This window comes from uncultured Sphingomonas sp. (genome assembly GCF_936927845.1).
GTDB lineage: Bacteria > Pseudomonadota > Alphaproteobacteria > Sphingomonadales > Sphingomonadaceae > Sphingomonas.
Genome location: NZ_CAKZHV010000060.1, coordinates 243708 through 255702, shown reverse-complemented (window position 1 = coordinate 255702; position 11995 = coordinate 243708). Strand labels below are relative to the sequence as shown.

At 66.3% G+C, this 11995-nt stretch carries 14 protein-coding genes; 5 read left to right on the top strand and 9 right to left on the bottom strand.

What is annotated here, in order from left to right; all coding sequences use genetic code 11:
• Positions 1 to 28 precede the first annotated feature (28 nt).
• Positions 29 to 460, bottom strand: coding sequence for an OsmC family protein (locus Q0579_RS13160; protein WP_298813110.1), 432 nt, complete (start codon positions 458 to 460; stop codon positions 29 to 31).
• Positions 461 to 567: 107 nt separating this feature from the next.
• Complete coding sequence (locus Q0579_RS13155; RefSeq protein ID WP_219767998.1) at positions 568 to 873, bottom strand: glycine zipper 2TM domain-containing protein; 306 nt, start codon at positions 871 to 873, stop codon at positions 568 to 570.
• 160 nt (positions 874 to 1033) lie between these two features.
• On the opposite strand from Q0579_RS13155, the gene Q0579_RS13150 reads away from it, so the two are divergent.
• A complete protein-coding gene (locus Q0579_RS13150; RefSeq protein WP_298813107.1) occupies positions 1034 to 1744 on the top strand; it encodes an NAD-dependent deacylase in 711 nt (236 codons plus the stop codon).
• Complete coding sequence (locus tag Q0579_RS13145) at positions 1741 to 2160, top strand: PaaI family thioesterase (RefSeq protein ID WP_298813105.1); 420 nt, start codon at positions 1741 to 1743, stop codon at positions 2158 to 2160. The genes Q0579_RS13150 and Q0579_RS13145 overlap by 4 nt, the downstream gene beginning before the upstream one ends.
• 1 nt (position 2161) lies before the next feature.
• On the opposite strand, the gene era is transcribed toward Q0579_RS13145, so the two are convergent.
• The 3 genes from era to dnaK form a co-directional block, all read right to left on the bottom strand.
• Positions 2162 to 3082, bottom strand: a complete 921-nt coding sequence (era, locus tag Q0579_RS13140) for a GTPase Era (RefSeq protein WP_298813103.1) — start codon at positions 3080 to 3082, stop codon at positions 2162 to 2164.
• Complete coding sequence (dnaJ, locus tag Q0579_RS13135; protein ID WP_298813101.1) at positions 3079 to 4197, bottom strand: molecular chaperone DnaJ; 1119 nt, start codon at positions 4195 to 4197, stop codon at positions 3079 to 3081. The genes era and dnaJ overlap by 4 nt, the downstream gene beginning before the upstream one ends.
• A 111-nt stretch (positions 4198 to 4308) precedes the next feature.
• The gene (gene dnaK / locus Q0579_RS13130; RefSeq protein ID WP_298813099.1) at positions 4309 to 6216 is read right to left on the bottom strand and encodes a molecular chaperone DnaK; all 1908 of its coding nucleotides are present in this window, start codon (positions 6214 to 6216) and stop codon (positions 4309 to 4311) included.
• Positions 6217 to 6380: 164 nt separating this feature from the next.
• On the opposite strand from dnaK, the gene Q0579_RS13125 reads away from it, so the two are divergent.
• From Q0579_RS13125 to Q0579_RS13115, 3 genes are read left to right on the top strand one after another with little or no spacing between them, the layout of a single operon-like run.
• Positions 6381 to 6824: a copper chaperone PCu(A)C gene (locus Q0579_RS13125; protein ID WP_298813097.1), complete on the top strand. Its 444-nt coding sequence runs from the start codon at positions 6381 to 6383 to the stop codon at positions 6822 to 6824.
• Entirely contained in the window at positions 6824 to 7306 is a 483-nt protein-coding gene (locus tag Q0579_RS13120; RefSeq protein WP_298813095.1) for a vgr related protein, read from the top strand. The genes Q0579_RS13125 and Q0579_RS13120 overlap by 1 nt, the downstream gene beginning before the upstream one ends.
• Positions 7303 to 7746, top strand: coding sequence for a hotdog fold thioesterase (locus Q0579_RS13115; RefSeq protein ID WP_298813093.1), 444 nt, complete (start codon positions 7303 to 7305; stop codon positions 7744 to 7746). Before Q0579_RS13120 ends, Q0579_RS13115 begins: the two co-directional genes overlap by 4 nt.
• A 42-nt stretch (positions 7747 to 7788) precedes the next feature.
• Here Q0579_RS13115 and Q0579_RS13110 read toward each other — a convergent pair whose 3' ends face one another.
• The 4 genes from Q0579_RS13110 to pgi form a co-directional block, all read right to left on the bottom strand.
• Positions 7789 to 8340: a fasciclin domain-containing protein gene (locus Q0579_RS13110; RefSeq protein WP_298813091.1), complete on the bottom strand. Its 552-nt coding sequence runs from the start codon at positions 8338 to 8340 to the stop codon at positions 7789 to 7791.
• 282 nt (positions 8341 to 8622) lie between these two features.
• A complete protein-coding gene (gene gorA / locus Q0579_RS13105; protein ID WP_298813089.1) occupies positions 8623 to 9972 on the bottom strand; it encodes a glutathione-disulfide reductase in 1350 nt (449 codons plus the stop codon).
• 64 nt (positions 9973 to 10036) lie between these two features.
• A complete protein-coding gene (locus Q0579_RS13100) occupies positions 10037 to 10417 on the bottom strand; it encodes a DUF4174 domain-containing protein (protein WP_298813087.1) in 381 nt (126 codons plus the stop codon).
• A complete protein-coding gene (gene pgi / locus Q0579_RS13095; RefSeq protein WP_298813085.1) occupies positions 10414 to 11925 on the bottom strand; it encodes a glucose-6-phosphate isomerase in 1512 nt (503 codons plus the stop codon). The genes Q0579_RS13100 and pgi overlap by 4 nt, the downstream gene beginning before the upstream one ends.
• Positions 11926 to 11995 lie beyond the last annotated feature (70 nt).

Sequence of the window (11995 nt, the reverse complement as noted above, 5' to 3'; positions counted from 1 at the left end):
GTTGCGTGAACCGAAAACTACAACACGTTCACGCAGTCTTCAGCGTGTGAGTGAGGGTAATCTCGGCATTCAACAACTTGGACACGGGGCAATTGGCCTTGGCTTCATTGGCAATCCGCTCGAACTCGTCCTGCTCGATGCCGGGTACCTCGGCAGTCAGCTCAAGGGCCCACTCGCTGATCTTTAAGCCGTCCCCGTCCTTGTCGAGCGTGATCATGGCGTTCGTCTCGAGTGTACCATCGCTGTGCCCTGCCTGCGCCAGTGCAAAGCTCAACGCCATGGTGAAGCAGCTCGCGTGCGCGGCGGCGATCAGTTCCTCGGGATTGGTGCCCGGCTCGTTTTCGAATCGGGTGTTGAAGCCGTAGGCGTTGTCGGACAGCACGCCCGACTGCGTCGACACGTGACCCTTGCCGTCCTTGCCCAGACCTTCGTAGCGGGCGGATGCGCTTCTGACCGACATGATTGCTCCTTGATTAATGTTAAAACGGGTGCGGTTCGCCTGAGAGAACCACACCCGTCCGTTTCGGTTGCAATCAATCGTCGACCTCGGTGGTCGTCATCGGCCGATCAACGGCAGCGGCGATCCCCGCTGCGCTCGATCTCGCGACCCGCCAGCGCGCCACCGGCACCACCCAGCAGCGTGCCGAGCGTCCGGTCGCCCCTCGTGTCGATGGTGCGGCCCACCAGCGCCCCGGCGACGCCGCCAACGACCAGTCCGGTCGTGCCGTTCGGCTTGCGGCAGCGCAGCCGTCCGTCGTTGCCGCGCCACTCGCGGTACGAATGACGCTTGCGCGCATCGGCGTCGTGCGTCGTCGCGATCAGCGTCGGCAGGACCATCGTGGTCGCGCCCAAGGCAAGCATGAAATTACGCATATACAGTCTCCCGGTGTCGTTGTTGCTAGGGGTGTAACGACATCAAAATGGCACGGGTTGCATGAACCAGAAACAACGACGCGTTCATCAAGGCCGTCCAATTTCCGCAGCTTACGCTGCCGCGCTGGCGAGGCCGAAGGGCGTGCGTTAGGCTGTCATGATGAGCCATATACGCAATCTCGTCGTCCAGACCGGTGCGGGCATTTCGGCCGAGAGCGGGATCGCGACCTTCCGCGGCCCAGGCGGCTTGTGGGAAGGGCACCGGGTCGAGGACGTGTGCACGCCCGAGGCGCTGGTGGCTGACGCGGCGCTCGTTCACCGGTTCTACGACGCGCGCCGCGCTGCCCTCGACGACGTCGCGCCAAACGCCGCGCATGTCGCGCTCGCCCGGCTCGATGCCGCGTGGACGGGCGAGTTGCTCGTCGTCACGCAGAACGTTGACGATCTGCACGAACGCGCAGGGACGACGCGGATGCTCCACATGCATGGTGCGTTGCGGTCGTCCTTATGTGCGCTGTGCGGTATCCACCGCGAGTGGACGGGCTCGCTGCCGCCCGGCGCGTCCTGTCCGGATTGCGGCGAGGACTCCCTGCGTCCCGACATCGTGTTCTTCGGCGAGATGCCGTACGGCATGGACCGGATCGAGACTGCGATCGCGAGGTGCGATCTGTTCGTCTCGATCGGCACCTCGGGCGCGGTCTATCCCGCGGCCGGGTTCGTCCAACTGGCGGCGCATCATGGTGCGCGCACGCTGGAGCTCAATCTGGAACGATCGGCGGGGAGCAACTGGTTCAACGAAACGAGGCTCGGACCCGCCGGCGTGCTAGTCCCCGCCTGGGTCGAGGAGATGATCGGCGAGGGCGCGAGATGAGCGAGAATATCGGCGAATTAAGCCAAACGCTCGGGCTGATCCGCGTCGTTGACATGGACCCCGCCGGGCGTGCGCGGATCGAGTATTTGGCGAGTGCACACATGTGCCACTCGGGTGGGGTGGTGCAGGGCGGGTTCGTCACCGGCTGGATCGACGCCGCGATGGCGCATGCCGCGATCGCGATGGCACGCGACGGAGTCACGCCGATGTCGCTGGAGTTGAAGGTCAGCTTCTTCGCACCGGCGCGGCCCGGCGTGGTGGTCGCGGAGGGCTGGGTCGAGCGGCGCGGGCGCTCGACCTGTTTCGTCGAAGGACGGTTGAGCGACGAGCATGGCAAGGCCCTCGCGAAGGCATCGTCGACCGTGATGCTCGCCGACCGCGCGCGCGTGGAAGCGAGCGCGGCGGCGGCGCGCTAGCTTAATCGACCCAGTCGAGCCCGAGATCGCGGTAAACGCTGCGGTCCTCGTCCCAGTCGGGCTTGACCTTGACGTGGAGGTAGAGGTGCACCGGGCGGTCGAGCAGTACTGCCAGCTCGGCTCGCGCGCGCGCGCCGATCTCGCGGATGCGCGCGCCGCCCTTGCCGAGCACGATCGCGCGCTGCGTCACGCGCTCGACGAGGATCTGCTGGTGGATCTCGGCCGATCCGTCCTCGCGTTCCTCGAACTTCTCGGTCTCGACCACGCTCGCATAGGGCAGTTCTGCGTGGAGCTGCAGGTAGAGCTGCTCGCGCGTCACCTCGGCGGCGAGCGCGCGCTCGCTGGCGTCGGATACCTGATCCTCGGGATAATGCCACGGACCCGCGGGCATCGCGGCGGCGAACGCGTCCTTTAGCTCCTTCACACCGTCGCCGGTTTGCGCGGAGATGAAGAAGGTTTCGGCGAACGGCAGCATCGCGTTCAGCCGCTCGGCGTGGAGCAGCAGCTTGGGCTTGTCGGCGAGGTCGACCTTGTTGAGCACGAGGTAGATCGGCTCGGAACGGCCTTTCAGCGCCTCGGCGATCTCCGTTACCTTGGGGCCGAGCCCACCCTTGGCATCGACCACCAAAGCGATCACGTCCGCGCCCTCCGCGCCGCCCCAGGCGGCCGCGACCATCGCGCGGTCGAAGCGGCGCTTGGGCTCGAAGATACCGGGCGTGTCGACCAGCAGCAATTGCGTCTCGTCACGGATCGCGACGCCCATCAGCTTGGTGCGCGTCGTCTGCGCCTTGGGGCTAACGATCGCGACCTTCTGCCCGACGAGCGCGTTGACGAGCGTCGACTTGCCCGCGTTGGGCGCGCCGACGACCGCGACGAGGCCGCAGCGCTGCGCGGCCGTCTTCACTTCCGAAATCTCGCTCATTCCCCGGCGAACGCGTTCTTGAGCCGCGAGAAGAAGCCCTGGCTCTGCGGGCATTCTTCGCCCGTCTCAGTTTCGCGGAACAGTTCCAGCAGCTCGCGCTGACGGGTCGAGAGCTTGGTCGGTGTCTCGACGTCGATCTGGATCACCAGGTCGCCATGACCGCGGCCTTGCAACACCGGCATGCCCGCGCCGCGCTGGCGTAGCTGCTTGCCCGATTGGATGCCCGCGGGGATGCGAATCTCGTGCGTGCGACCGTCGAGGCCGGGAATCGACATCGTGCCGCCGAGTGACGCGGTCGTGAAGCTGATCGGGGCGTGGGCGAACAGCGTCGTGCCCTCGCGCTCGAACAGATTGTGCCGTTTGACGTGGAGGAAGATGTACAGGTCGCCCGGAGGCGCGCCGCGTGCACCCGCCTCACCCTCGCCAGACAAGCGCACGCGCGTGCCCTCGTCGACGCCGGGGGGCACGTTGACGTTCAAGGTCTTGGTCTGTTCGACCCGGCCCTCGCCGCGGCAGTCGCTGCACGGCGTGTCGATCACCTCGCCCGAACCGTGGCAGGCAGGGCAGGCGCGCTCGACGACGAAGAAGCCCTGCTGCGCGCGGACCTTGCCGTGACCGGCGCAGGTTTTGCACTGGTGCGCGTGGGTGCCGGGCTTCGCGCCCGAGCCGTGGCAGGTGTCGCACGCGACCGAGATGTCGACGGTGATGTCGGTCTGCTTGCCGTGGTACGCTTCTTCGAGCGTGATCTCCATGTCGTAGCGCAAATCGGCACCACGGCGCTGCTGCCGCCCGCCCTGCTGCCGACCGCCCATGAACTCGCCGAAGACGCTCTCGAAAATGTCGGAAAAGCCGCCGAAATCCTGAGGACCGCCGCCTGCGCCGCCATTCTGAAACGCAGCGTGACCGTAGCGGTCATAGGCGGCGCGCTTCTGCGGGTCCTTCAGGCAGTCGTACGCTTCGCTGACGGCCTTGAACTTGGCCTCGGAATCCTTGCAGCCGGCATTCTTGTCGGGATGGTACTTCATCGCGAGCTTGCGATACGCGGACTTGATCGTGCCTGCGTCCGCGGTGCGCTCGCATTCGAGCAGTTCGTAATAGTCGATCGTGGTGCTCATGCCGGCCTCTTATGGCCCTCTCGCATCTGAGAGGAGGGGAGAGGGAAGCGCTCTCGGAGACGCCAACCCCTCACCCCGACCCCCTCCCCAGCGGGGAGAGGGGTACACTACTTACTTGTCGTCGACTTCCGAGAATTCGGCGTCGACCACGTCGTCGCCGTCCTTCTTGGCCGACGCGCCGTCGGTGTCGCCGCCCGGGCTCGCCTCGGACTGCGCCGGCTTCTCGTAGATCGCCTGCCCGAGCTTCATCGCGACCTGCGCGAGCGCCTGCGCCTTCTCGTTCATCTGGTCGGGATCGCCACCCTCGACCGCGGTCTTCGCCTCGGCGATCGCGGCCTCGATCTCACCCTTCAGCGACGCGTCGACCTTGTCGCCATTGTCGGCCAACTGGCGCTCGGTGGTGTGGATCAGGCTCTCGGCGTTGTTCTTCGCCTCGGCCGCCGCGCGACGCTTCTTGTCCTCTTCGGCGAAGCTTTCCGCGTCGCGCACCATCTGGTCGATGTCGGCGTCTGACAGGCCGCCCGATGCCTGGATGCGGATTTGCTGCTCCTTGCCGGTGCCCTTGTCCTTCGCCGACACATTGACGATGCCGTTGGCGTCGATGTCGAACGTGACCTCGATCTGCGGCACGCCGCGCGGTGCCGACGGGATACCGACCAGGTCGAACTGACCCAGCAGCTTGTTGTCGGCCGCCATCTCGCGCTCGCCCTGGAACACGCGGATCGTCACCGCCTGCTGGTTGTCGTCCGCGGTCGAGTAGGTCTGCGACTTCTTGGTCGGGATCGTCGTGTTGCGGTCGATCATGCGCGTGAATACGCCGCCGAGCGTCTCGATGCCGAGCGACAAGGGCGTTACGTCGAGCAGCAGCACGTCCTTCACGTCACCCTGCAGCACGCCCGCCTGGATCGCGGCGCCCATGGCGACGACCTCGTCCGGGTTGACGCCGGTGTGCGGGTCCTTGCCGAAGAAGTTCTTCACCACTTCGCGAACGCGCGGCATGCGGGTCATGCCGCCGACTAGCACCACTTCGCTGATGTCGTCCGCCTTGACGCCCGCGTCGGCCAGCGCCTTCTTGCACGGCTCCAGCGTACGCTTGATCAAATCCTCGACCAGCCGCTCCAGGTCGGCGCGCGTGATCGTCTTGACCAAATGCTTCGGGCCGTTCTGATCCGCGGTGATGAAGGGCAGGTTGACCTCGGTCGACGCGGCCGAGCTGAGCTCGATCTTTGCCTTTTCCGCGGCTTCCTTCAGGCGCTGGAGCGCCAGCTTGTCCTTGGTGAGGTCGATGCCCTCGTCCTTCTGGAACCCTTGCGCCAGATAATCGACGATCTTGTTGTCGAAATCCTCGCCGCCCAGGAAGGTGTCGCCGTTGGTCGCCTTCACCTCGAACACGCCGTCGCCGATCTCGAGGATCGAGACGTCGAACGTACCGCCGCCTAGGTCATAGACCGCGATCGTCTTGCCATCCTGCTTCTCGAGGCCATAGGCGAGCGCCGCCGCGGTCGGCTCGTTGATGATGCGCAGCACTTCGAGGCCCGCGATCTGGCCCGCGTCCTTGGTCGCCTGGCGCTGCGCGTCGTTGAAGTAGGCGGGAACGGTGATGACCGCCTGGGTCACCGTCTCACCGAGGTAGCTCTCAGCGGTTTCCTTCATCTTCTGGAGCGTGAAGGCGCTGATCTGCGAGGGCGAATAATCCTTGCCGCCCGCGTTGACCCACGCGTCACCGTTCTGGCCGCGCACGATCTTATACGGAACCAGCTCGGTGTCCTTCTTAGTGACGGGATCGTCGAACCGGCGACCGATCAGGCGCTTCACCGCGAAGATGGTGTTGTCGCCGTTGGTGACCGCCTGACGCTTCGCCGGCTGGCCGACCAGTCGCTCGCCGTCCTTGGCGAAGGCGACGATCGACGGCGTGGTGCGCGCGCCCTCGGCGTTCTCGATCACCTTGGGCTTGCCGCCCTCCATCACCGACACGCACGAGTTGGTCGTGCCCAGATCGATACCGATAACTTTTGCCATGAGTGCTTTGCCTAGCCCCTACAACGATGAAAAAACATGCGAGTTACGCCCCGTTACGGCAACGCAACCCTCCGTGTCTGGCCGCGATATAGGTGGCGCACTCCTTGCCGCAAGATTTCCTGCCGACTAGGCCGGCTGCGTTGTTCCACGCGGGGAGAAATTTCTTGAGCAAGGGCTGGTGGGCGGTTGTGGCGGTCGCAGCGACGACGGTGGCTTGCGCGAAAGTCGAGGCACCCGCGGCGAGCGACGCATGGATACGCCTGGCCGCGGTGCCCGGACGTCCGGCAGCGGGATATTTCACGCTCCACGGCGGCAAGGCGGACACGAAGCTGGTGGGCGTCACTGTCGCAGGCGTGCCGCGGGTCGAGCTCCACCTGTCGCGCATGACCGCGGGCGACATGATGACGATGGATGCGACGCCGGCGGTCGACCTGCCCGCGCGTGCGACGCTGCCGTTCGAGCCGGGTGGGCGCCACGCAATGCTGTTCGACGTGCCTCCTGCACTGACGCCAGGCAAGACCGCGACAATGACGTTCCGCTTCGCCGACGGAGACACTGCGGTTGCCGAGGCCAAGGTGGAGAGCGCGGGGGCGAGCGGGCCAGAATAATGGTCGGCGACCCCGCCGCACGTGCGCTGACCGAGAGCGAGATCAATCTCGCGCGCTCGGTCTACGGCGACGCGATCGACTATGCGCAGGTGCGGGTGTCGAACCGCAAATGGATCTTCTTCCAGCCGCGCGACACCGTAATGGCCCCCGCCGGGACAATCCATTTCCATCCCAAGGGTGACCTGTGGCGCGAGGATTTCGCGCACGCCGCGCTCGGGCTGCAGGGGCTGTTCGTTCACGAGATGTGCCACGTCTGGCAGCACCAGCGCGGCGTCTACCTGCCGCTCACCCGCCATCCCTTCTGCCGCTACGACTACACCGTGCGACCTGGCTGGCCGCTCGCGCGCTACGGGCTGGAGCAGCAGGCGGAGATCGTGCGCCACGCCTTTCTGCTGCGGCGCGGCGCGCGGGTGGCGGGGGCGCCGCCCTTGGTGCAATATGAAACGATCCTGCCGTTCGGGACCGGGGAGAAGACGCGATGATCTGGCATAACGGGCTTCCCGACCTCGCGCAGCTGACCGCACTCGGTGAGGGCAGCATGCCGGGCTTTCTCGGCATCGAGTTCGTCGCGGTCGGCGACGACTGGATCCGCGCGCGGATGCCGGTCAACGATCGCACCAAACAGCCCTACGGCCGATTGCACGGCGGCGCGTCTGTGGTGCTGGCGGAAACGCTCGGCTCGGTCGCGGGGGCAATGACGGTTGATCCGGCGCAGTTCGGCGCAGTCGGGCTGGAGATCAACGCGAACCATGTCCGTCCCGCGGGCGACGGCTATGTCTACGCGACGGCCCGTCCAGAAGCGCGCGGGCGCACGACGCAGGTCTGGTCGATCCGGATCGAGGACGAAGCGGGCAAACTCGTCTGCATATCGCGCTTCACCCTGGCGGTGATCGCGCCCGATCGCGGTAGCGTCGCCCTATAACGGGTGCGGGCAGGGGAAAGGTGTCACCCCGCCCGCTCGTCCTCAGGGCATCAACACCGTGTCGATGACGTGGACGACGCCGTTCGACTGCATCACGTCCTTGGTCGACACCATCGACGTGCCGCCCTTCGCATCGGTCAGGATCAGGCGACCGCCGGTCATCTTCGCGGTCAGCGGCTCACCCTGCACCGTGGTCAGTGTCGCCGTGCCGCCACCGGCCCTGATCGCCGCTGCAATGTCTTTGGCGGTCATGCGGCCGGACACGACATGATAGGTCAGGATGTTGGTCAGCTGCGCCTTGTTCTCGGGCCGCGTCAGCGTGTCGAGCGTGCCCGCCGGCAGCTTCTTGAACGCAGCGTCGGTCGGCGCGAAGACGGTGAACGGACCGGGGCCGCTCAACGTGTCGACCAGCCCGGCGGCCTTCACCGCGGTAACCAGCGTGGTCAGGTTGTTGGTGGTCGAGGCATTCTCGACGATCGTCTTGTTCGGGTACATCGCCGCGCCGCCGACGCGCGGGTTGGTCTTGGCAATCGCGGGCGCTCCAACGATCAGGGTGGCGGCGGCCATCGCGCCGAGCATCTTGTTGCGTAGCATGATCCATCTCCGGCTCGACCATCGAGCCGGCGCAGATACGCTCGGACCGGCCGCATTGATGCAGATCAACGTGATTTTTGATTGCTGATATGCGTGTCGCGTGACGGCAAGTGACGTGCTGGTGGGGGGGTGATCGGGCAGCTGATTGCTCGCATCGGCAGGTGCGGCAGGCTGCTCCGGGAGTGCCTGCTCGCCACGCCGTCAGACGGACGAGCTGCGCTCGCCCGCTGTCCGCCGCGGCGTGTGGGCGGATTGCTGGCGCAATCCGCCTCCGCCCGCGCGTTACTTCAACAACACCAATTCCTCCGCCATCGTCGGATGGAGGGCGACCGTCGCATCGAACTGCGCCTTGGTCAGCCCGGCCTTCACCGCCACCGCTGCCGCCTGGATGATCTCGGGGCAGTCGGGGCCGATCATGTGGATGCCGACGACGCGGTCGGTCTCCCCGTCGCACACCATCTTGTAGAGCGCGCGCTCGTCACGGTTGGCGAGCACGTTCTTCATCGGGCGGAAGTCGGAGGAATAGACCCGCACCGAGCCGAGCTTCTGCCGCGCCTCCGCCTCGGTCATCCCGACCGCGCCGATCGGCGGGTGGCTGAACACGGCCGAGGGTACGCAGTCGTAATCGACTCGCGTCGCCTTGCCGCCGTACAGATTGTCCGCGAACGCCTGCCCCTCGCGGATCGCGATTGGGGTCAGCTGGATGCGGTTGGTCACGTCGCCCACCGCGTAGATCGAGGGGCAGGTGGAGCGATTGTCGGCGTCGACCTTGATCGCACCGAGTTCGTCGACCTCGACCCCGGCTGTCTCAAGCCCGAGCCCGCGCGTGTTGGGCAACCGCCCGGTCGCGAACATCACCGCGTCGACCGTGACGGGCTCATGGTTCGACATGCTGACGGTCAGGCAACCGTCCGCGCCGCGCTCGATCCTCTGGAACGTCGCGTCGAAGCGGAATTCCAATCCCTTCATCATGCTGATCTGCAACAACCGGTCGCGGATCTGCAGGTCGTAGCCGCGCAGGATTTCCTTGCTGCGGTTCATCAGAATGACGTGCGCGCCAAGCTGATGGAAGATACCCGCGAACTCGTTGGCGATATATCCCGCGCCTGCGATCAGGATGCGCTTGGGCACTGCGTCCAAATGAAACGCCTCGTTCGAGGTGATGCCATATTCGTGTCCCGGGCATTCGGGCACCATCGGGTGTGCGCCGACCGCGATCAGGATCGTCCTGGCGGTCTTCTTGGTCCCGTCGGCGAGCGTCACCTCGTTCGGGCCGGACACGACCGCGCGCTGGTGGATGATCTCGCCGCCGCTGTTTTCGATCGTCGTCGTGTAGGCGCGGTTGATCCGGTCGACCTCGGCGAACACGTTGGTGGTGAGACACTTCCAATCGAATTCGGGCGCATCGGGCACCTTCCATCCAAAGCGCTGCGCGTCTTTCAGATCCTCGGCGAAATGTGCACCGTAGACGAGCAGCTTCTTAGGTACGCAGCCGCGGATCACGCAGGTGCCACCGACGCGATATTCCTCGGCGACCGCGACCTTTGCCCCATGCGCCGCCGAGACGCGCGCCGCGCGCGTGCCGCCCGAGCCCGCGCCAATGACGAACAGGTCGTAATCATAGTCGGGCATGTCACTCGTCCTGGTCTATGGAGCGCTGGATGTGGTCACCCGTACCGCTGCCGGGCCGATCGCGCTAGCGTTGCCCCGCGCGACGCATCGGCATCGCGTCGATCCGCCCTTGCAATGCTTCGGCGGTGACCTGCTCGCTTGAGCGCAGCGCGACATGGCCATCCTTGCCGATCAGTACCAAGCCGAAATGCGCGATTGGCATGCGCAGCCGGGCGCGTAGGGCAACCGCGGTGTCGCGCGCTCCCGTCACGCGGTCGCCGATCACCTCGACCACCTGCACGTCGCGATCCTCCGCGCCGCGCAGCCATCCCCGCAGCACGTTGCGCTGCGCGGTCAACGCGGGGTCGTTCGCACCCGGCGCGGCGACCACGAGCACCCGGCGCTGCCACCGCATCTCGGCAACGCTCGGCACGCTCGCGGCCGCCACGGCGAGCGCGACGATCACGCCTCCTCGTCGCCGTCGCCGCCGAACGCGCGCGCGATCAGGTCGTTGGTGGAAGGGTCGAAGTCGCCGCCGCCGTTTGCAGCTGCCTTGGCCATCTCCTTGCCGAGTTCGACGCCGAACTGGTCGAACGAGTTGATGCCGAGCAGCACGCCGTTCACGAACACGCGGTGCTCGTAGAAAGCGATAAGCGCGCCGAGCGTGCGTGCGTCCAGCCGGTCGAGCAGCAAGGTCGATGACGGCCGGTCGCCCGGATAGGCGCGCGCGGGATCGTCGGGGTTGGCGCGGCCCTTCATCAGCGCGGCTCCCTGCGCGAAGGCGTTGAGCAGCAGGTTCTTGTGGTGATCCTCCGACAGCGTGTCGCCCGCTTCGATCACGGCCAGGAACTCGACCGGCACCAGATGTGTGCCCTGATGGAGCAGCTGGAACACCGCGTGCTGCGCGTCGGTGCCAACGCCGCCCCAGGTGATCGGCGAGGTCGGTCGCCCGACCGGCGTGCCGTCGACCGTCACGCCCTTGCCGTTCGATTCCATCTCGAGTTGCTGCAAGTAGCTCGGCAGCAGCCGCAGCCGCTCGTCATAGGCGAACGGCGCGCGTGTCTCGGCGTGGCGCACCTGCGTGTAATAAAGGTCGGCAAAGGCGGCGAGCGCGGGCGCGTTCTCGTGCAGCGCGGACAGGCGGAAGTGGCGGTCCATCTCGGCCGCGCCTTCCAGCAATTCCTCGAACTGGTCCCATCCGAGCTTGATCGCCGCGGGAAAACCGATCGACGACCAGAGCGAGTAGCGCCCGCCGACGCCTTCGCTGAACGGCACGACGCGCGTCTCGTCTACGCCCCATTCAATCGCCTTGTCAGGCGACGCGGTGACCGCAACGACGCGGCCATAGGGGTCCTGCACGCCCGCACCTTCCATCCAGGCGATGACGCTTTCCGCATTCATCATCGTCTCGGTGGTGGTGAAGGTCTTGGATGCGACAACCAGCAATGTGGTGGCGGGATCGAAGCGGTCGAACACGTCCTCCAGCGCCATGCCGTCGACGTTGGAGACGATCGCGACATCGTAGCGGTCGCTGTCGCGCCCGAGCGCGTCGACCAGGAGGTGCGGACCCAGCGCCGACCCGCCGATGCCGACATGGAGGATGTGGTTGACCGGACCGAACGCTTCCGCCTCGATCGCGTCGATCAGCGCGCGCATCCGCGCGTGATAGGCGCCGGCGCGCGCGACCGAATTCGGGTTGCCCTCGCCGCGCTCGGCGGTGTGCTCGACCGGGCGATCCTCGGTCACGTTGACGTGCTCGCCTGCAAACATCGCCTCGCGCTTGCCCGCCAGGTCGCTTTCCTTGGCGAGCTGCTCGAACGCCGCGATCATGTCTGGCGTCAGATGCGTCTTCGCCCAGTCGAAGTGGATGCCCGCAACGTCGAGCGTCAGCTTGGCGAGCCGATCGGGATCGGCGGCGAACAGCGCCTCCAGCCGTTCCTGCGGCAGCGCCTCGATTGTCGACCAGTCAGCCATTGTCTCTCGTCCTGCTAGCAAATCCGTCCGCCGCCCGAACGGGCGAGGCGCATCAAGGGTCCGGCGCCCG

Bases quoted from the DNA above. Each gene is read 5' to 3' on its own strand.
- Q0579_RS13160 (WP_298813110.1), bottom strand. From the start codon at position 460: ATGTCGGTCAGAAGCGCATCCGCCCGCTACGAAGGTCTGGGCAAGGAC.
- Q0579_RS13155 (WP_219767998.1), bottom strand. From the start codon at position 873: ATGCGTAATTTCATGCTTGCCTTGGGCGCGACCACGATGGTCCTGCCG.
- Q0579_RS13150 (WP_298813107.1), top strand. From the start codon at position 1,034: ATGAGCCATATACGCAATCTCGTCGTCCAGACCGGTGCGGGCATTTCG.
- Q0579_RS13145 (WP_298813105.1), top strand. From the start codon at position 1,741: ATGAGCGAGAATATCGGCGAATTAAGCCAAACGCTCGGGCTGATCCGC.
- era (WP_298813103.1), bottom strand. From the start codon at position 3,082: ATGAGCGAGATTTCGGAAGTGAAGACGGCCGCGCAGCGCTGCGGCCTC.
- dnaJ (WP_298813101.1), bottom strand. From the start codon at position 4,197: ATGAGCACCACGATCGACTATTACGAACTGCTCGAATGCGAGCGCACC.
- dnaK (WP_298813099.1), bottom strand. From the start codon at position 6,216: ATGGCAAAAGTTATCGGTATCGATCTGGGCACGACCAACTCGTGCGTG.
- Q0579_RS13120 (WP_298813095.1), top strand. From the start codon at position 6,824: ATGGTCGGCGACCCCGCCGCACGTGCGCTGACCGAGAGCGAGATCAAT.
- Q0579_RS13115 (WP_298813093.1), top strand. From the start codon at position 7,303: ATGATCTGGCATAACGGGCTTCCCGACCTCGCGCAGCTGACCGCACTC.
- Q0579_RS13110 (WP_298813091.1), bottom strand. From the start codon at position 8,340: ATGCTACGCAACAAGATGCTCGGCGCGATGGCCGCCGCCACCCTGATC.
- gorA (WP_298813089.1), bottom strand. From the start codon at position 9,972: ATGCCCGACTATGATTACGACCTGTTCGTCATTGGCGCGGGCTCGGGC.
- pgi (WP_298813085.1), bottom strand. From the start codon at position 11,925: ATGGCTGACTGGTCGACAATCGAGGCGCTGCCGCAGGAACGGCTGGAG.